Source organism: Pedobacter foliorum (assembly GCF_013266735.1).
GTDB lineage: Bacteria > Bacteroidota > Bacteroidia > Sphingobacteriales > Sphingobacteriaceae > Pedobacter > Pedobacter foliorum.
Genome location: NZ_JABSNU010000005.1, coordinates 336461 through 357543, shown reverse-complemented (window position 1 = coordinate 357543; position 21083 = coordinate 336461). Strand labels below are relative to the sequence as shown.

Below are 21083 nucleotides of genomic sequence, written 5' to 3'. Positions count from 1 at the left end.
TAGATTACTTGCTTACCTCAGTGATTAAAGTTTCATTCAGCCGCCTGTTATATACTTTAAGGTCTGAAACTAGTCCGTAAACTCCATTTTTAGCATCTCCAACATAATTTAAAGGGAAAACAAGAGTTTGTATCTGACTTATTTTATCCTTTGTATTTGTGAAGCTTAATTTTTTACCTTCCATTTTTTGCACCAACTTTCCATCCACATATAACCAGGTACCTTTTTCATCACCAGTGAGGACAACTCTATAAGCTTTATCCGGTGCAAATACAAAATCGAAAAGATCTGTATAATTCTCTCGGCTAAAACCTAATCTTAACCCATCATTCTTAAGCAAGAACACACGGGCATTTTCCGATTTAAACAGAGTAATATTGTCATTGCCTGCAGAAGTTGGACGCAAAGTAAAGGCAACAGAATATGGATAACCGATTTCTTTTAAAGGTAATTGAATTGATTTAGCCCCTTTAGCATTTAGCTTGTCCTGCAAAACCAAAGAATCAGATGTAGTAGAACGAACAAGACCTCTCATATTTAGTCCAGGTCCTTCACCAATATTGGCGCTATTTTTTGCAAACTCATCCCAAACTGACTGATCCGTTTTTCCTGTCCACATCTTTTCAGCCAGAACTTGCATCGCCGGAAAAACCCTTTGATGAACATCTTTCATAGTAATCCCATTTCCAACATGGTCATTCCATACGGCAAACATCCCACCTCTGATTTTAGGATGTCCCATCGGAAAAACTACGTCTCCAATCTGATTAGGTTCCCAGTTTTTGTAGAGACTCTTAACATTAAGAAAATCATAATAATAACCTGCAGCAGGAACAATATACAACCATCCGTCTGGTGTACTGATCTGATCATAGCCAAGACGGAGCATTTCCTTGGGATCGGCATAACCATTGTACCAGGCGTTCATAGTAACATCCTTAACGCTTACGGGCGTTTTCCCTTCAGCATGAGTTAATGCACCCCACAGTCGTACCCTTTTACCAAAACTTTGCACAAAGCGGATGTAATGATCCGTAAATGCCCTAAAACTCTCAGCCTCTTTTTTTGCATATTCGTCGGTACCAATATGAACTTCAGGATCTACAAAAACCGGATCTTTTCCACTTATATATTCTTTAAAAACATTATCTATAACCTCATAAGTTTTTGGGTTATTAATATCCAGGTGATCCATGCCATAAGCTTTACTTCCAATCTCAGGAAAGACTTTGGTGAAAGCCAATGAGTGGGCAGGCACATCAATTTCAGGTATTATACGCATACCGTACAATTGTGCTGTCTTCTGCAGTTCCTTAAATTCCGACTTTGTATAATGACCATCTTTTGATGTCAATTCCGGATATGTGCTGCTCTCCAGTCTAAATGCAGAATAGGTTTTATTCCAATCATCTCCAAAAAACTGCTTAAAACCATTGTCATTTAAGTGAATATGAAAATCGCCCATTTTATAATAAGCCATCATCTTTACATAATGCTTCAGAAAATCAAGCGTAAAAAATTTACGGGCTACATCGAGCACAAGGCCCCTTACTTCATATTTCGGGTAATCACGCACCTCTCCTTTAACAATCTGATTATGTGAAGGATCTTGCTCTAACAATTGCAAAACGGTTCTGGTAGCCCAAAAAGCTCCTTTATAATAAGGAGCTCTGATATGCAAGATCTCATCTATATCCATAGCATAGCCTTCATTCCCTAAGTTTTTCTGTACAGAACTTATACCAAGAACAATATCTCCTGGTCTTGCTTTACCTTTAGTAATACTTAAACCAGAATAACCGGTTAATTTTTTAAGGTCTTCCAGAAAGATTTTTGCTGCAGGTTCTAAAATCTTTTTAGCATCTGAATCTATAACAATCCTGCTATTTGCCAACAGTTTAAAGTTGCCTGTTCTTCCATTCCATTCTTGCAAAGATGGGATAACAAAAGGTTGCTTATTTATGCCAGACTGCGGACGAAACTTTCCTGCTACTTTAATCGCTTGTGGAAATTCATAAGATCTGTTATTCTGAGTATTCTTAAGTTTAAACACCAATTGAACCTCACAATCAATTAATGGCTGATAAACTTTTCCATCTAAACCAATAACAGGTTTTCTACTTGAGCCATATAGAGAAAGCTCATACCCTGCCCCAGGCTTAGGAAGCACTAGCTGGCTTGTATTTTGTTCTATTTTATCTGAAAAAGAAAGACCTGAAATTACAGCTTTGAAAGCCGTTGAATCACCACTATTTAGTTTTTCTTCCTGTGCATTCACTACTATTCCCATGAATAACAGTGAGGCAAAAATTGCAGTAACTTTCTTTGGAAAAGTAAAGGGCATCATTTGTTATATGTTTATATTAATCATTATTTCATTTCAATATTCAAATCAACTTTGATATCTTTTTTGGCCATTGTGTTTGCCTTAACAATCGGTAATGTATTCGAATCAAACTTATTCTTTTTAATAAACACATTTTTACAAGCAGTCAAATTAATACTTGGGTTACTAGTTCCAGTCGGCAATAAACTTGATCTGGTAATTTTATTACCCGTAAAAACCAGCCCATCCACACTTCTGGCATTAAGCAGTCCATCATTGTGCAATATAAATATATTGCCCATAATACGAATATTGCGGTGAACCATGTCGCCCTCCTTTAATTCATGATTTTCCGGAGCAATATTTATAGCTCCACTTCCCGAATTAAAACCACATTCCTGAAATGTATTATTGCGAATAAGCACATCTCTAACCGCACCAGATTCAAACCAACTGGAAGCATCATCAGCAATCAGAATTGGATACATGCCAGTCCGATAAAAAACATTATTTTCAATAAGTACCTTACGGCGTGTAGTAAGCAGTAAACCACGTGTATTGGTTCTTTCAAAACGGCTATTTCTAACAATTACTTCCGGTGTCCAGGTAAGATTTTCTATAACTAAACCAGCTTGAGCAAATGATGGCAGGCTCCCTTCCACTTCAAGCTCCATTTCACGCTTATTTATCAACTTTGCCGTTTTCAACTTTGCAGTTCCTATAGGCATCAGTGTTTTTGGATTGACGAATGCAATACTATCACCAGCAAAAAAGGCTTTAAATCCATAAGTTTGATGGTGCATAAAACGCACTTTAATTTTGCCTGCATCAGCTGTCATTATTTGCAAATGTGTTCCATGAACATTCATAGGGTCATCATGAGAACCAGAGGTAAAGCAACTATCTACTTTAACAAGCCCCTTGCAACCGGAAAAGTGGAAACAGTCTGCAAATGAGGAAATAATCCTTCCACTATTTTCTCTTGGTGCAACGATTACTTTAAATAAAGAAATGTTCTCAGAAAACTGAGATACAATTCCTAGACCATGCATAAAATGCATTTTTACATCTTCAAGTTTTATGTCTTTAGACCGAGAAATAAATCCGCCACAATTATCACGATAAGGATCTCTGATGGTGAGTACATCGCCTTTTTTTAATGAGCTTTTACTGAAGTCGCCTTCAAATCTCACATTATAGGGAGCTGTCTCAACAGCTTTACTTTCCAAAAAAGGACTGAAAGAACTGTAATTCAAAGATTCTTTTACTGGATTGAACAGTATTGTATGAAATGATTTTGTTTTCCACCCCTCACCATAAAAACTGATACGACCGCTATCAATAGAATATTTAGAATCGGCATGAATGGTTGTTTCAATAGCATTGGGTGACACCGACATTACTGTCACTTCTGACATTGTTGGCCTTTCATAATCAAATCTAATGTTCTGGATCTTTACATTTTTACTATTTAAAATTGCAAATGAAACCATCTTACCATGAAGAACAATTAACGTATTGTTGCCTTCAAGGGTCACATCACTATTATCTTCAAAAAGAAAAGCAATATTTTTCACTTTTGAAAGCGTATCATCTTCTGTAGAATTGGAAATATACAATTCACGTCGTGCACTTCCCTCCGGCCAAATATCAATTCGCCCACCAGGTAATTCCAAAACAGCACCTTTTTTACCTTTACAAGCATTAACGGCATTCTGTATGCCATCTGCGGCATTCTCGAAACTATTCTTTTTCACTCCAAAATCAGTAGCCTTAATTACAGTCTGACTGTAACCTCTTGCGCCAACAAAGAGTAAAAAAAGTAGTATAAAATAATTCTTCATGTCTATCCCTTTATTGTAAACCAACCAAATCCACCTGCAGGTATAGTTACATTAATAAATGTTTCCTGTTTATCATTTAGTTCCAAATTGCTCTCCTTACCATTTTGGTCTGTTAATTTAGCCTTTCCTTTTAAGCCGGTATAGTAAAGAGGCACTTTCATTTGTTTGGTAATTGGCTTATCAGTAGGATTAAATACAATTAACATCCCTTTTTCATCAAGTTCTGGGTTAGCATGTAACATCGCATCCAAATCTCTACCTGTAGGGCGAGAAACATGAATAATATCTGAAGTAAGAATGGCTCTGTGTTCTTTAAACCAATTCACCCATTTTGATACCATTGCTTTTGTTTCAGGAGTATCGTAAAGTCTGTTCCCTCTAACTGTAAACTGACAACCACTGGCCAAATGTTGAAACAAGCCTACTTCATACCTATCCAAATTTTGAGATAATGGCTCTAATCCTACCCTGGCATCATTGGTATAAAAACCAACCAGTTGTAAAGTCATCCAGCCCATAGTCGGGGTCTTGTGCCAGGTACCATCATAAATATACTGACGACCTAATAGCAATTGTTGTTGTGGTGTTAAATTTGCACTAGCCTCACGATAGCCCATACCTGTAGCAGATTGTCCATTTAGAAAATACCAGTCGGGAATTGGCACGTACATGTTACGGCGCTGAAGTTCGTGAAGTACACGTACCTGTTGCTTCCATTGTTGCCATTGAGAATCGTATAAGTTGGTATGATGGGGATGTGTTGTTGATGCACACACGTCGCCATGATAAGGGCCATCCATATTATAGGTCATTAAACCTGTTTTATCGAAGAATTTCCACATGTTCGAGTAGTACTTATCTTGCCAATCACTTGCAATACAAACACTCTGCCCGAATAAACTACCCGGTTTATTGGTAATCGGGTCAATACAATCCACATCAGCCCCTCTTCCTCTTGAGGCAACCTGCAATTCATACCCCCCCATTACAATTCCTTTAGTAGCAGCATAAGATGATATGCCTTTCCATAAAGAAACATAACCTGTATCCAGGTTATCGTGAGAAATACCTGGCCATGCCATAATATCTAACCTTTCAAATCCCAATTCTCCCATTTGATCTATAAAGCCTTTAAGCTTCGTTTTATCATGCGAAGTAATACCGCCGGTAATTAAAGACTCCGTTACCTGTGGAGCTAGCTTTCTATAGAATTTACGATGCGCCAGGCTTTGACGTTCTCTATCGTCGTTATCATGTAATAGCTCGAAGGTAGTAAAAGAAGTAAACTGTTGTTTTGACTTTACAGTTTCAGAAGGGCCCATAGGCACTCTGCTTACCAATAAATTATGATGTGGAAAACCAAGAAATTTGTCCTCCGCCTGATTGTGTGATGCCCATGTATTGTATTCACTATCGGTTCTCCATGTAGTAGTACTTTCTCCTGTTTGGTAAGCCGGAGGAGTTCCTTTATAGTGCATCAATGCTGATCCTTCTTTATCTGCATTGGCCAATGCAAAAGAATAATCGCTTTCAACATGTATACGTTTTACCTGATCCTGATTTACCGCCAAAACTTCGCATTCCGTTTCACGAACAACAAAAGATGAATTGGTATTATTGTCGATAGTTAACCATTTGGCAATAACAGGCATGCCTTCATACAGTTCATAATGCACCGTAACCTGTACCGTATTTTGCCAGTTGTTCTTATTCAATGGTGCCTTATAATGCATTAAAACATGTAACCCCTTAGGTGGCCAATCCGTATGTGCAGCATTGTATTTTTGCTGCCAAGAATAGCGCGCTGTAGGTTGCATTACCTCAATGCCTGTAAAACGGAATGCTGAAGGCTCAGCTATTAAATTGCTATACCAGCTTTCTAATAAATACGACTTTTCCGGCTGTCCGCTGAATCCACCTATATCATACCAGGTGCTATCTATCATTACGCGCGCTTCCGGCTTTACAGCCCTCAAATATTGGGCATCTGTATTTTCATTTTTAAACCCTACACAGGCTAAATTATCAGCCACATAAAACTCGCGACTAAGCAAACCATTGGTCAGTAATAGTTTTGCCGACATTTGACCTGGATCCTTTTGTAACAACAGTTGTACAGGTGTTTTAACCTGACTAACTAACCAGTCTTTTGAATTTTCAGCCGCAGCTGGGAACGATTGTACTTTAACAATTGATTTATTAGCTTCAAGCGCTGCAATTAATGCACGCTGCTCATCTGTAGCTTGTTTTTGTTTCTTTGCAAGCTGTTTACCATTAAATAACAGATGCTTGGTTACATCGAACTTTGTTTTATTTAAAGAAGCAAACCTTACTTCATATATTAATCCATTAAAGTAATTCCCTTTACCCAGAGCCCCTATAGAAAAATTAGAAGATACGGTTTTAGCTACCGGTAAACCTGTTAGTGTTTTTATCCCATTGGCAAGCACCGAAACAGCCCTACCATCATTTACTACAGCTATATGAATCCATTCTCCGGGAGTTGCCTTTGCAATAGGCTTGGCATTTTCTTTACCATCTATCAACACCACCCACTGATCTTCTTTTTGCGATAAAACGTACCCCTCTTTATCATCGCCATAAGCAAGCGCTACACCAATACTTCTCCCCTTATCATTTGCTCCTTGTCGGCTATTTACCTGAAACCAGCCTTCCAGCACGAATGATGTAGCTGCTTTACCAAAATTATCAGCGATACTATAACTACCCCGGTCTTTGAATGAAATCGCTCCCTCGCCGTTTAATTTTTTATCTGCGGGCGCATCTGCAAAAAAAACAGGTTGGCCATTTCGCTTTAAATCATGACCAAGGCCACTCAAATCCATTAAAACATCGGAAGAAGTAGCATAAGTAACTGCACCTGACCGACCCATATTATAATGAGCTACTACAGTCTGTTGAGCTTTAGCTTGGTTAAAAAGAAGCAGTACTGCAAATACGCAACATACATGCTTGTATAAATTTTTGAAATCTTGAATCAGAAATAAGTTCATTTTAGTGTTTAGCTTTATTTTCCGGGGTTATTGATAGCGCTTTCTTAATAATTCCATCATGTATACATTAATGTCCCATTGGCTACTTAGCGGTTCACGTGTATAAGGTACAGTTGGCATATAAGGAAAAGGACCAAACTCCGGAGTTATGGTTAAGTTGGTTGCGCCATTTTTTTGATGATGTTTCAAAATAGCATCCCACCACTGCAGGTGTGCATTTAGTTGCTGTTCCCATTCAGGCGATCGTGGGTCATTCACCTGCGGGCCTTCTTCATACCCTACCCTGGCATGAATGTGAATTGCATGGGTACAGGCTAATTCAAGGGCTTCCTGCTGATCGGCTAACAAGCTTTCGGCCACATTACACCAGTGCGAAAAATCGGCAGTAATAGGCAAATCAGGAATCTTTTCTAAAATAGCCTTAGTACCATGAGCCGAAAACAAGGCTTTATTGCGGTGTGTTTCGTGTGCAATCGGAATATTGTATTCCGTTGATAAACTCTTCGCCAGATCAAACAATGCCTTATTCTCTTCAAACGAGAAATAATCCTTTCCCGTTTGTGCGTCTATTTTTATCGGATTTGCTTCGAGCAGGTTACGCAATTGCTTTTCGTAATTGCACTTATGTTCTTCAAAATTTTTCTCAAAAGATTGATAATACTGTCCTATCAAAAGTAAATTATACTTAGCAAGCGCTTTAGCCTGCTCCTCTCTTTCAACAGCATCAAAAGGAACCCATGCTTCAATACCATCGTATCCTGCCTCCTTTACTTTTCGGCAAAAGGCATCATAAGTTTCATGTTCCTGTCCCCATCTTGGGCAAAAAAACTGTAAGGTCATTTTATTTGGTTGCATACCATTCTTTATTTAAGAGATCAAAAGGCTACTAATACCCAACAGCTCTTTTTAATTTAACAAACATTTTTTTGTTCGAACCGTCTCTATTTGTCTTGTATAAGTTCCAATTATTGGCGTTAACAGTTTCCAAATGAAATGATTGCGTAGGGTCTGACAATTGTTCTTTTACCCAACTTGGAAATGCATTAGCAGCTCTTGCATCTTCCCATGTTCTTATTGCTTTAAATATAGCGTCTTTCTGGGGGCAACTTTCAACATCTTTTTGATTTATTTTCAAACTGTATGTTGTACCAACCCCTACTGAAATGGCTTGGATATGCTCATACTCTTCAACTTTAGATTTGGCATTAATTGGAAAATTACCACCCATACCCACAGGGAAATAGTTAGCATAAGTTACATCACGAAGATCTTTCCCCTGACTGGTAGTGCTGCCCCATTCACGGGTTTCCGCATCATACAAATTCTTTCCACCTCCAACATTCCAAATACTTTGATAATGCCATGACCCTTCAGATAAAGTAGCACCTGTAAAACGGATATATGGGACACCTAATTGCTTTGCTTTTTCAAACATTTTACCAAAGAAACGTTTGGTTGAATAATAGCCGTGTCCGTTATTAAACAAAAACTCTTGTCCATCGAAATCGTAATAAGCAAGGCCATTGATTTTACAAATCTCAGCATAGTGCTCGGCTATTTTGTCTTGCAATTGCATATTCGGGATAAGCCCATCATAACCATAGTTAATTGTTACCTGAAGTTTATAAATTGTATCCCCATTAGCGTGATTTGACGAGGTGGTCTTCCAATATCCACGCTTTACATTTAAAAGTCGATAAGGTTTGTCTTTCGAAACACCCATATAATGGATAAGTTCCTTACCAATTTTAATCAAATTTAAATTAGCACTATGGCCTTCCCAACTAGCAATCTCATCAAGATGTGTTGGGTCGTCAACAAGAATGATCGTGTCCGTTGCACTGATACTTTTTACCAGCAAACGTTTTTGCTGATAACACAAACTATCGCTTGGCATTGGACTGGCATCCATAGTGCCTGGGGCTAGAGAATTGGTAATAGGAGTTCTACCTATGGTAATACCTTGTTTAGCTGCCATCTCTGAAAACTCCTTATGCGAAACATTTCCTGTTGTTAATTTTATTGGTTTTTTCTCAAAATTCTTTCCATCAATATAACCATGGTTGCCACGATCAGCTTTTATAAAACCCTGATCATATAAACTGATTGTTTTAAAACCCAATCTTGATGTATAAGAAATAATGCTGTCATTTAAATTACCACTAGTAAGCGCATCAGGAACAAAAGCAGCTGGATCTTTTACCCATTTTCCGTTAATGGTTGGATGAGGGAGCTTTTCCGCCAAAACAATTTTTTGAATCACATCCAGTAAAGCTGTGCTATCCGGACTTCCCCACAAGGCTACGGATGACCCTATATAATCTACAGGCAGCGGTTGAACCTGTATGTGATTTGGTTTATTAGCCTCCATAAGTGGCATAAGTGAAAAATAGATTTCTCTTTCAAAAGACCTGTCTCTTGATTGATAAGCAATGGATATCTGGCCTTTTTTGTCCACTAAAGCTGCATTACCATACATAATCCTATACCATGGCTCTTTGTGTGCATAAAAAGCAACATCACTGATCCCATCTCCACCAAGAGTAAAAATTTGTCCTTCATGAAGTTCTTTAGGCAAAGGAAAACGCTTGGCATCCGGTGTATGTATGATGTATTGAAAAGGAGCTGCATCGCCTACAGTTTCAGCTAGTCCACTCAATGTCTTGTCATTCAAGGCAAGCATACCAATTGCATAGTTAACCGTTTTACTGGTGTCGCGGGCAACGCCAATAATTTCACCCATTAAATTGGTAATATTGGTATGGTAGTTCCCCCACTGGATCACATCAATCCCATTACGTGGCGAGAGCGACTGCAACGTAAGTTTAAAATATTTCTTTTTAGGTACGATACTGATTTTGGCAACCGAACCATTAGGATATTTAAGCACCATTGTCTGATTGGCCTTGGCATAGGTTGCACTGGTTGGCTGGTAGTAAACGTTCTTTTTACTATCGTATAAACTCATCACCGGTGAAGGCTTATCTGTAGGGCTAAATTCACGATTAGGCTTAGTCGTGATATTTTTCATACTGGTTATCCAACCTTTATTGTTGACCTGGATTTTAAAATAATCAGTACTAAAATTGTACTGTGCAAAAACCGATATTGGAATTGTAGTAACAATAAAGGCAATTACGATTTTAATGAAATTTAGTTTCATAATGGATTGGTTATTTCGGTTGTGTGTTTTTATATCTAAAATTCTACTATTTTGATTAAAGTTTATTTATTATTCGCTTAAAAAATAAACCATGGCCTGAATAAATTCCTGCCATGATTGGAGCGCTCATCTTTGTTTTTATAATGGATTTATTATCCAAAAAAGCAATCGATTGCGTTTTTCAGTAAATTTCTGAACAATCTTTAGCTACAACTACTATTAATTTGATCGTTTATAATGTTTTTTTTGCTTCAAATCTTTATTTCTGATATAGAATAGACTATATTTAGAGCATGAACTTTTTTTGTCAGTAATAAATATTCAACCAAATAAACCACTAAAATGCAATACATCTACGAGAATTTCACCTTTCCGCATGACCAATCATTTACTGTGCGATCAGAAATTTTGGAAGTAAAAAAGTATACCTCATTAAAGTCTCATGTTAATTTTGAAATCGCATTAATTGAGAACTGTTTTGGCAAACGCTTTGTTGGTGACCATATCGAAGATTTTAACGGCACAGAACTGGTTCTTCTGGGAAGCTATTTACCACATTGCTGGCAATATTATAATACTTTAGATGAAAGTGTACAACCTCATGCGGTTGTAGTGCATTTTTTTCCGGATTTTTTAGGAAAAGATTTACTAGCTAAACCAGAAGCAACTCATCTAAACCAGCTTTTCGAAAATGCTTCAAAAGGTGTTTTATTTTCCGGCCCTACAGTTGGAAGAGCAAAATTGATTCTGAACCAAATGTTATTTGAAACAGGATTGTCGCGCGCAGCATTAATGCTCCAGCTTTTAGATGTTTTGGCACAATCCAATTCCGCTAGAACACTGTCATCCCCTTCATTTAATATCATCGATAATTCGAATGAAGCAGCCAAGATCAACCGTGTATTTGATTATATCTTCAAGAATTTCAAAGAAGATATTTCTTTGCAGGATGTTGCTTCAATCATTCCGATGTCAACAGCCGCTTTCTGCAGATTCTTTAAACTAAAAACCAACAGGACTTTAGTTGAATTTATAAAAGAAATAAGGGTTGGCCATGCGGCTAAGTTGCTAATGGAGGGTAACCACAATGTAACAGAAACCTGCTACATAAGTGGTTATAACAACATCTCTAATTTCAATAAGCACTTTAAAGAAGTAAAAGGTTTATCTCCAAGAGACTTTATTAAGCAATATAAAATTACTGCTTAAAACTGTAAAAAGGAGTTACCTCAACCCACTTTTGTCCTTCAGAAGTACCATTAACTCCTTTTTGGTAAGTATTCATTAATTTATTCCATTCCACACAGCGAGGGCTATAAGACTCAGCCAACTTTCCCATTTCATTTAAATCCGCATCTTTAGGCACCATAATAGCCATAACTATAAGGTCGTTGAAACGATAAAGCGTGATACTTTTATAGCCTGCCTTTTTAAATCCAGCTTCTACTTCAGGCCAAATTTGCTTATGGTACGCTAAATATTCATTCAGTTTTTTATCATTGTCCACAGTATTTACCACAAATACTTTTTGTACAAGTTCTGGTTCCTTATGATCAGAATTAGCAGGGCTACACATCATAAAAGAACACGTAAAAATTATTAATGCAAGTTGTAGGAATATTTTTTTCATCAAAATATTAGTTAAAAAGTAAATAAATTAAAATCATTACGGATGCCAATCCTAACCAGGCTAACCAAATAGGTCTGGAATTATGTTCTTCCTCTACTGGCTTATTTTTCGACTCAAGAAGTGAAGGTATTACCGGGTTTACGGCAGGTTTTGTCACTAATGTGACTACTACAATTAAAATACTTAACGCTACGAAAATATAAAATGAGAGCAAAAGGAAATGCGGCCAATAGCCTTTGTAAGGATAGTTTAATACATGACATGCACCAAGTATTAAGCAAACCAACCCACCACCATAAAGAACTATTTCTACCGAAATGCTATTCACACGTTTCCACATAATTCCTGCAAGGAAAACAACAGATAATGGTGGCGCAAGTATAGAAACCAAACCTTGACTTAATTCAAAAAAGTTTTTTCCAGAATAAGAGAAAGCCATCGCAATACCTACCCCCATTATTGCTGCAATAATGGTAATCCATCTTCCCATTTTTACTTGTTGTTTTTGGTTAAGCTCTTTAACCTGCGGAACAACATCCAATGTAAATACGGTACAAAAAGAATTTAAACTGGAAGATACTGTATCAATCAATGACGCTATTAATGCAGCAATGCTTAAGCCTAGCAAACCATGAGGCATTAATTCTTTAATCATGGTTATGTAGGCATTATCAGGTTGTGCTATATCTTTAAACAAAACGTAGCACATTATACCCGGTACAATAAATATTAACGGCATTATGATTTTAAGTACTCCAAGAAACAACGCTCCATATTGCCCTTCTTTTAAGTTCTCTGCCGCTAGTACTTTTTGCACAATAGTTTGATCGGCACACCAATAATAAATGGCCACAACCGGATAACCTAAAACAATAGCCAGCCAGGAATACTCCGGGTTTGACGCCGGCAAAAACAACTTCCAATAAGAGGCGGGCGTTTGGCTAACCAACGAATCTAAACCACCAATTTTCTGAAATCCCAAAAAAGTAAGCAGTATCGAAGAAACTATAATAATGATAGACTGAAAAACTCCGGTACGAACTACAGCTTTTAGTCCTCCAATGGCTGTAAAACTAGTTGCAATTAAAGCAATAATGATGAGTGCTGTAAACAAAGAACAACCAAATATTCCGGAAATTAAAAGCCCACCAGCGTACAAGGCACTCCCTAACCATACCACCAAAATTGAAATCAGACTGTATATAACCAGAAAATTATAGGATCGTTTACCAAAGCGAATCAACAAAAACTGTGGGATAGTACTTATTTTGGCTTTTAAGTAATAGGGTAAAAAAACCATCCCCAGCAGCATTAAAAATATCCAGGCCAGCAATTCGAAATTACTGCCAACAATACCATGCGAAAAGCCCACCCCTGCAAAACCGATTAACATAATAGGCCCGGCATTGGCACTAAACATAGAGAAACCAATTTGCCACCACTTTAAAGTCCTTCCACCCAAAAATATATCTTCCTGATTTTTCTCCTTTTTACCGGAACGAAAGCCAATAAAAATTAATGCTGAAGCGTATAGCCCCAAAATTATGTAATCTATATAATTGAATGATAAGCTCAAAGTCGGTCTATTGGTTACATAGATACGACAGGGTTATATATTGGAACATCTTGTTTTCCCCATAACTTCTCTCGTACTACTTTATTTTCTTTATAACAGTAATCCCAATCAATCCTTACCGGTAATCCTTCTATTTCAGACAAATAGAATCTACCATTTTCCCATGTAGGTCTGACTGAAAAATATTTTTCTAAACCGTACATAAGAGGATACAAATATTCAATCATACAATCCCTATTTGCAGATGTCATGAGAAAGGCTGAATATAGCGAATATCCTCCAGAAGAGAACTGCAGATCGTGATTTTCGCAGAGGTCTCTTATGTCCATCCACTCTTTCATTCCGCCCAATTGAGTAGGAACCGGTTGCAAATGACTAACCCCGGAATTAACCAGAGTAGGGAAAATTTTTGAGGTCCGCTCCGATTCTCCATAGGCTACTGAAATTGATATTTTTTTACAAAGCTGTTCAATTTGATCGTAAGAAGCTGAGTGTATGGGCTCTTCTAACCAGCACAAATTCTCCTCACCAACGGCATCAAGAAATTTAAATACATCATTGCTGTTCCAAATCTGATTGGCATCTGCCGCAATCTTCATTTTATCACCAACCAATTGCTTTACAAATTTTACTCTTTCGATGTCTTCATTTATTTTTGTACCAAAATTTTTACCAACCTTCATTTTGTAACAATCAACACCTTTATCCATCAACAAAGTAACTTCAGTTTCCAATTCCTTTAGTGTGTAATTGGTTCCTCCCCCGCTACCATACATTTTTACATCATTTAGAGTACCGCCAATATACTTGTACAAGGGTACCATTTTACGTCTGGCTGCTAAATCATACAAAGCCATATCCACTTGCCCCAATATGGCGCCAGCGGGGCCTTTAAATCCTTCATTTCTAATTGCCCAATATAATCTTGGGTAAAACTCTTTATACGGAACAGCGTAGCTATGAAAAAGTATTGGAAAAAGGCAGGTTTCCAGAATGTTCATATAGCTGTTATAAACCGGAGCTTCTCCCAAATTCCCATCTTCATCCTCTATTGTAATAATTGATATTCCGAAGTTAGGAAAAGGCCCCATTGTGGCATCCTGAAAAGGAGTTACCGCAGCAACCTGTTCTAAAACCCGTATTCTAATTCTTTTTATATTAAAAATCTCATTATCTATATTGTACATCTATTGTTCATTAAGCGTTTGTAGTATTTCATTATAAATCTCTGAGGGCAATTCACCCAATTTCATTGCATCAAGAGTCCCTGTTAGCTGCATCCTATCGGCAGCACCAATTACAATTTTAAACTGGGCCGGAATGGTCAAAAGGAATCGATGCGCAAGTACCTGCAACGAAATATTATGTTCATATGCTATAGAATTAACCCTTTTTGCCTGTTCTATACTTTTTAAATCGAGCCAGTTGGGAGGCGTGTTGCTGAATTCAGAAAAATTGCAACCCAACAATCCCATATTTAAAGGACTCGCAGCATAATATTCCTGATCATTTTCTTTGCAAACAGGAATTGTAGTATCCAATCCATCAATACAACAAGCATTAAGCCTGTTATACTCCATAATTACATTGAATAGGTTAGTTTTAAGATAAGGTTCAAACCATTTGGGCGCATTTCCACCCAGGCCTATTTTTTTTGCATAGCCCTGCTGCCTAAAAAATTCCATTTGCTTTAATATCCGTTCCACATCCGATTGAGGAATGGCCCCAGGATCGTGTAGAAAAAGAACATCTATAATCGGAATATTTAGTGTTTTCAAGCTGTTTTCGACACTCCTTTTCATTCCATCTGAGGTGTAATCGTAATGCGCTTCATCAACCTTATAGCCTTTCAAACGGCCTACTTTAGTGCTAATTAATGGTCTTTTACCAGTCCATTGCTTTAAAGCTGCTCCTATTAACTCTTCCGCATCCCCATATGCAGGGGCAGTGTCTATAGCTTTAACTCCTTGTTTAAGGGCGCTTAAAACTGTCATTATAGATTCCTCAGGATCTATCTCTCTCCAAATCCCGCCTAGTCCGGCAGTGCCCAAAACCAATTTATTTATCTCTGTTAACATAATTACAACTTAGTTACGCCATTAGCGGGGTTAACTTTTATTTTTATGGTTTCTCCGGTTTTAACCTTTACTTTAGGCCATCCTAAAAATGCAGTATAGCTTAATGGCTTTATTGTTTGCTTTTCAGTTTCGGCCATTACCGACACATTTGCATCGTACCCGGTTGTATTTGTAAGCTCAATAGTAACCCCCGATTTATCACTTGACAACAGCTGAGCCTTAACATGATCAAAAACATATAATTTCTTACGATCGATATTAACATAAATGCCTGGAATTTCCAAAGCCATTAACACCCCATTTGTTTCTGTCCACGAGTTACGCGTGTTTATAAAATTACCAATACTCCCTTTTCCTTCAGCATCACTTAGCTGAATTCTTTCCATCGAAGAACCGATCAGGTTGTTGGTAGTTAAATGTCCCGGCATATTTACTGCTTCGGCATGTGCATGCTGAATATCTCTTATCAAATCAGCATAAAGCTGGTTACCGGTAGCCCTGAACAACTTAAAAACATAATCTCCTGACGCTGTACAAATACCTGGGGCAGCATGTTTATTTTGGATACTGGCCCAAATAGCACCGGCCATATTGCTTTTAAGCTTTCCAATTTCACTATTCGCAGGAAAAACAGGGTCGTAAGAAAACGTCCATGTAGCACCTAATGCAGCTTGAACTTCTGCCTTATTTAACCATTCTTTTTGCCCTGTATAATAGTACAAAGCCATTAACGACTCTAAAAACCCAAATGCAGATTCGGCATCCGCGTCTTGAGATATATCTCCACAGTGACCTCCGGTTAATCCTTGCTTTTCAACATCACGATGGTAATAAAACCTAGCTGCATCCTGAGCAACTTTCATCCATTCCTTATTGTGAAAATAATTGGATGCCATTGCTAAACCTGCCGGAACAATAGCACCTGCTGTTGAATTATAGACGGCTATTTCTCCTGTTTCGGGGGCAATGTACTGACCAAATTCTCCATCTTTATTCCAGGTATTTGCAAAGGCAGCAGCAAGCTTTTTAGCCGCATTTTCCCACTCTGGCTTAACACTTTTTCCATACCCCTGAGCTTTTAGCAGTTGCAGATGTTTTATAAGCCATAGCAATGCATCAGCATTTTTCCTTACCATTGCCTGAACAGGCTTAAAATCAGGAGACATCTTTTCAGGGATGATTTCGCCGCTGGCTCTAATCCCTCCATAAAAATATCCGCTTTTTCCCTGCAATTTATTGACTACAAAATCCAGTTCGGCAATAACCCTTTCTCTCTCTTTTTTATCATTAAGCGCTAGCATTGGGTAAGTATTCATCATCCCACTAACCCATCCAAGCTGAAAATCCTTATTATTTTCAGGCCTATAAAAAGACCCTGCCGGGACCTCTACAAAGTTACCTCTACATATATCTGTAGCAACTTGGAACAATTTACTCATCGGTAAAATATTACGAGGATGGTTTAAGCCTGAAAGTTCTTTACGAACCAGCATAAATTTCTTTAAAAGATCAGGAATGCTTGATGCATTAAAAACGTATACCTTAAAACCTAATGCTACTTCATCACCGGATTTCCAATCGGGTGCTTTATCACCACTCAAATGAAAATCGCCAAATCCTGTTGCCATTTTGCGAACTGCAGGTGCAGAAATACTGAAAGAACAGCTGTCCTTAGCTGCATTCTCTGCAATAGTTAATCCGCTGCTGCCCAGCCTGGTCATTTGCTCGGTAAGTACAATAAATCCTTTCTGTTCTTTTTTTGAGAAAAAACACATTGCAGGGGTAGCCACATTTCCGGTTGTTAGCTCTATAAGAGCGGCTTTATTTGGTTCAATAGCAAGTCGTGGATTGTTAGAAATAGTAAGTGGCACTGAAGGATTGTAATACATATCCTTTGGATATTGTGGACTATAACTGTTTCCAATTGCTCTGTAACGGTTTCCATTGTAAACAGAAGCAGGTACAAGCACATAGTTTTCTGGATTCCATTTACTAAAATCAAAGGAAACTGAAACTGCTGATGATTTAGCAATACCGCTGTTGAGGCGAAATGATGTGGAAACATCCATAACTTCGGGATGCCCCGAAACCTGACTGGCTTTAAACTGCATACCCCAGTTGCCTGTTTTGGTTTGCAATAATTCTTTATTAAATATCTGCTCAGATAATAAGTCTGTTCCATTAAATTCTTTAACAGACAATCTTAATGAACCATTTATATCTCTTAATAACTTATTAAGGGATTCTCCCGGCTCCTGTGCTAACGACACCATTCCATTGCTTAAGCATAGAAAGCCAATCAAAGTAACCCTTAAGTTCTTCATTCCCATAGTTTATTCTAGTAATTTAACGTAAAGATTAAATTATAGACAACTTAAAACCAGCCGTAATTTGACTATTAGTAATGTTTTTTTTGCAATGTGTTGTAGCAAAGGTTGTATCCTACACAATTTGATGATAATAAAATAGGATAAGACACCTTTTTAGATCGTTAAAGCCTCGATTTCTTCAACCGAAAGGCTAGTCAATTCTGCTACTTCAGGAACAGACATTCCTTTTGTTTTTAGTTTAATAGCAATAATCCTTTTTTCTTCAAGAGCTTTGGTGCGTTCTCGTTGTTCACCAAGCTTTTCACCCGCTACTCTGCCACGTTGTTCAGCACGTTTTTCAACAGTTTCTATCAAACTGTAATTGTCACGCTGTACTTTTAAACTTTCCTGGTATGCATTCATCTCTTCATGATTTAAATTACCGACCTCGGCGATATCGAACAATTTCTTAAAAATCTCATTCTCTCTCAAAGATACCGGAATTTCTTTCAACTTGTTCATATTACGTAACGAAAACAACCAATTATCCTCCTTTGTTTCAAGTTCAATTGCTGTTTTATTAAATTTAGGTAATTCTACAAACAAATATCCCAACTTATCATAAAACTGCGTATTGGTGTTTACTTCCAATAATCGAACATCATGCACATAATGATCGGGATGACTATTGTCAAAACAAAAGTCCATGATAGCAACAAAATAAACTTCAGGAAGCTCGTAATTCCATTTTGCATTAACCGATGTTCCCTGCTCTTGAATAAGGTTTGCCGTATAAAATATAATCCTATCCTTAAAAAAATCACGACCTGCCTGCTGTATTTCTACCACAAACTTTTCACCTTTATCGCCCGTACAATAAAGATCGAGCACAGTTTTACGATATACAGGCAACACCCCCTGATGTTCAATATTGCTATAACTTAACTCTTTTATCACCTTTCGGCCTTTAAAAAGTCCATTCAAAAAATCCATTAACAAATCTTTATGAGGCTCTTTACCGAAAAAATGTTTGAATGAAAAATCAGTTTTGGGATCAACGTACCTTGAAGTTTGTATAAACGCTGAAAACTTTGAAGATTGAGTAATATTATTTAGTTGCTTAGCCATCTGTCATTTGGAACAAACATATATAGGTTCTTACTATATAAACAAGGCAAACAAAAACTATTATTTCATATTTTAATTTTTTATAGGTCTGATGATTATTGCCTGCCCATTCTTTGTCAGCAACTGAATATTTAAAACAGTTAATGCATTTACATTCATTTTCTTTATGGCAAGTTTAGTTGGCGTTGAAAGTGAAGCATCATCAGCATAAATTGTGGCTTCATACCGTTTATTTTTACTTAAAAAATTGAGAGGCAACACAAAGTTTCTTGCTTTATCCGTTAAGGTTCCAACATACCAATCGTCGCCGTTTTTACGTGCGATGGTTCCAAACTCCCCTATTTTGCCTTCAATTACTTTTGTATCTTCCCAAACAGTTGGCAATGCATCATAAAAACTAAGATCAGGGATTTCACTGATAGCCGACGCTGTGGCTCCTGCCCCACCTTTTTGTCTTGGAGAATCAGCAGGACGGTCGTACCAATATACAAACTGCCATGGGCTATAAATACAAATTGCTTTTGCCATTTGAGAAGCATGCGAGCCCATATCATTTACCCTGGGTGCAAAATAGCAATTGGTAAAATCACCTGCTCCTGCAACCATACGGGTAAACATGGTAATTAATACCTGATAGTTATCAGGGCTCTCCTCTTCGCCGCGTATTCCTTCCTGAGTTAATAAATTCGGATAAGTTCTCGAATATCCTGTTGGTCTGTATTCATCGTGAATATCAACCATTAACTGATTGTCGGCAGCTTTTCTAACCGCTTCATGCAGCCAGGAAGTATTTTGTTGCGATCCTACATTAACAAAACCGTATTTCATCCCTTTTACACCCCATGATTTAAACAAAGGTAGTATCGAATCTAACTGTCGTGATAATGCCCGCTGATTTACATAAAGTATCACACCAACACCTTTAAGCTTTCCGTAATCGATGATTTCCTGCAGTGCCAAAGGCCCGGTAGATCTCGAAGGATCAACATTTACGGCCAATGCACTTGATGCATTATCATACTCATGACCATACCAGCCGGCATCAAATTCTATGTACTGCAAATTGTGTTTGGCTGCAAAATCTATACTTGCTTTACCACCTGTTGTGGTCAATGTTACTTCACGAATTACTTTGCCTGGTTTTATCCATGATGCATCTGCTAAGGCAGAGGGATGATTAAGATTCAGAATAAAATGATTGTTTTCTAAAAGTTTGCCCGCTGACTCTGCAATCATTACAAATCTCCATGGAGTTGAAAAATTGGCATTGTAAACTGACTTGCCATCAAGAGTAGCAACAAGCATTAAACTATCTTTTGGGGATCGGTTAAATTTCATTCGTGCATGATCCACCAATGCTGCCTCACCAAGGGCGATGAAACGATTTTGACCCATTTCAATTACATATGGACGCTCTGTTCCGTTCACAGTTTTGCTGATGCTGCCTTTGCTATATTTTGCCTGTGCAGCACCCGCAATCCATGAGGTGTAATCTTTAGTAAATTTAAAACCGGTAAGCTCACGGGTAATGGCAATTTGCTTATCGGTAACTACATTATACTTAAATGCAGCACCTTCATTGTAAACTCTTGAAGTAATGGAAAACAAGCGATAAGGCTCTTTACGCTCTTTAAATTGAATGGTTACTTCATTATAATGATCTGTATAACTGTTTTTCTCTCCATATACCGGTTTCCATTTTTCATTTACAAGGTTTCGTTTTACGGAAACAATTGCAAGGTTTTCCGACAATGGACTTTCATTTTCAAATTCAAGTCCTAAAGGTGAGTTAGCGATAACCGGACTGCCTTTATAGGAAATGGAATAACTTAAAGTATTCTCATTTCCTAAACTGGCAGTGATGATTAACACCGTTTTTTTATCCGGGCTCAACACTTTTACATCTTTTGCCTCAAGCAAAAGAGCATTACTTATAAAACACAGGACTAAAAGCAACTTATTCATATTTCCTTTTGTGATTGAATTAATGGTATAACCTAATTCCCTCATTAAAA

General features: G+C 37.6%; 13 protein-coding genes. 1 reads left to right on the top strand and 12 read right to left on the bottom strand.

The genetic code is table 11. The features are described 5' to 3' along the window. Positions 1-4 precede the first annotated feature (4 nt). Genes HQN83_RS13085 through HQN83_RS13065 form a run of 5 tightly spaced genes read right to left on the bottom strand, consistent with a single transcriptional unit; the run spans position 5 to position 10347 of the window. Positions 5-2347, bottom strand: coding sequence for a family 20 glycosylhydrolase (locus HQN83_RS13085; protein WP_217277388.1), 2343 nt, complete (start codon positions 2345-2347; stop codon positions 5-7). Between the two features lie 23 nt (positions 2348-2370). Beyond that, positions 2371-4170 (bottom strand): right-handed parallel beta-helix repeat-containing protein, encoded by a 1800-nt coding sequence (locus HQN83_RS13080; protein WP_173090792.1) that lies wholly within the window; start codon positions 4168-4170, stop codon positions 2371-2373. A 2-nt stretch (positions 4171-4172) separates the two neighbouring features. Beyond that, positions 4173-7184, bottom strand: a complete 3012-nt coding sequence (locus HQN83_RS13075) for a LamG-like jellyroll fold domain-containing protein (protein ID WP_173090791.1) — start codon at positions 7182-7184, stop codon at positions 4173-4175. A 27-nt stretch (positions 7185-7211) separates the two neighbouring features. Continuing rightward, entirely contained in the window at positions 7212-8039 is an 828-nt protein-coding gene (locus HQN83_RS13070; protein WP_217277387.1) for a sugar phosphate isomerase/epimerase family protein, read from the bottom strand. 31 nt (positions 8040-8070) lie between these two features. Then, positions 8071-10347, bottom strand: a complete 2277-nt coding sequence (locus tag HQN83_RS13065; protein ID WP_173090790.1) for a hypothetical protein — start codon at positions 10345-10347, stop codon at positions 8071-8073. A 342-nt stretch (positions 10348-10689) separates the two neighbouring features. Between HQN83_RS13065 and HQN83_RS13060 the strand changes: the two genes are divergently transcribed. Beyond that, entirely contained in the window at positions 10690-11556 is an 867-nt protein-coding gene (locus HQN83_RS13060; RefSeq protein WP_173090789.1) for an AraC family transcriptional regulator, read from the top strand. Here HQN83_RS13060 and HQN83_RS13055 read toward each other — a convergent pair. The 7 genes from HQN83_RS13055 to HQN83_RS13025 all read right to left on the bottom strand — a co-directional run bounded on the left by HQN83_RS13055 (position 11546) and on the right by HQN83_RS13025 (position 21078). Further along, positions 11546-11977: an L-rhamnose mutarotase gene (locus HQN83_RS13055; protein WP_173090788.1), complete on the bottom strand. Its 432-nt coding sequence runs from the start codon at positions 11975-11977 to the stop codon at positions 11546-11548. The two genes, HQN83_RS13060 and HQN83_RS13055, sit on opposite strands and share 11 nt — an antisense overlap. 7 nt (positions 11978-11984) lie before the next feature. Then, on the bottom strand, positions 11985-13553 hold the full coding sequence (locus HQN83_RS13050) for an SLC5 family protein (protein ID WP_173090787.1): 1569 nt from the start codon (positions 13551-13553) through the stop codon (positions 11985-11987). A 14-nt stretch (positions 13554-13567) separates the two neighbouring features. Continuing rightward, positions 13568-14740 carry an enolase C-terminal domain-like protein gene (locus HQN83_RS13045; protein ID WP_173090786.1) on the bottom strand — a complete coding sequence of 391 codons (1173 nt, stop codon included), beginning with the start codon at positions 14738-14740 and terminating at the stop codon, positions 13568-13570. Continuing rightward, complete coding sequence (locus tag HQN83_RS13040) at positions 14741-15631, bottom strand: aldo/keto reductase (protein WP_173090785.1); 891 nt, start codon at positions 15629-15631, stop codon at positions 14741-14743. A 2-nt stretch (positions 15632-15633) separates the two neighbouring features. After that, entirely contained in the window at positions 15634-17955 is a 2322-nt protein-coding gene (locus tag HQN83_RS13035; RefSeq protein WP_173090784.1) for a hypothetical protein, read from the bottom strand. A gap of 159 nt (positions 17956-18114) precedes the next feature. Then, the gene (locus HQN83_RS13030; protein WP_173090783.1) at positions 18115-19068 is read right to left on the bottom strand and encodes an Rpn family recombination-promoting nuclease/putative transposase; all 954 of its coding nucleotides are present in this window, start codon (positions 19066-19068) and stop codon (positions 18115-18117) included. Between the two features lie 72 nt (positions 19069-19140). Then, a complete protein-coding gene (locus HQN83_RS13025) occupies positions 19141-21078 on the bottom strand; it encodes a glycoside hydrolase family 97 protein (protein WP_173090782.1) in 1938 nt (645 codons plus the stop codon). Positions 21079-21083 lie beyond the last annotated feature (5 nt).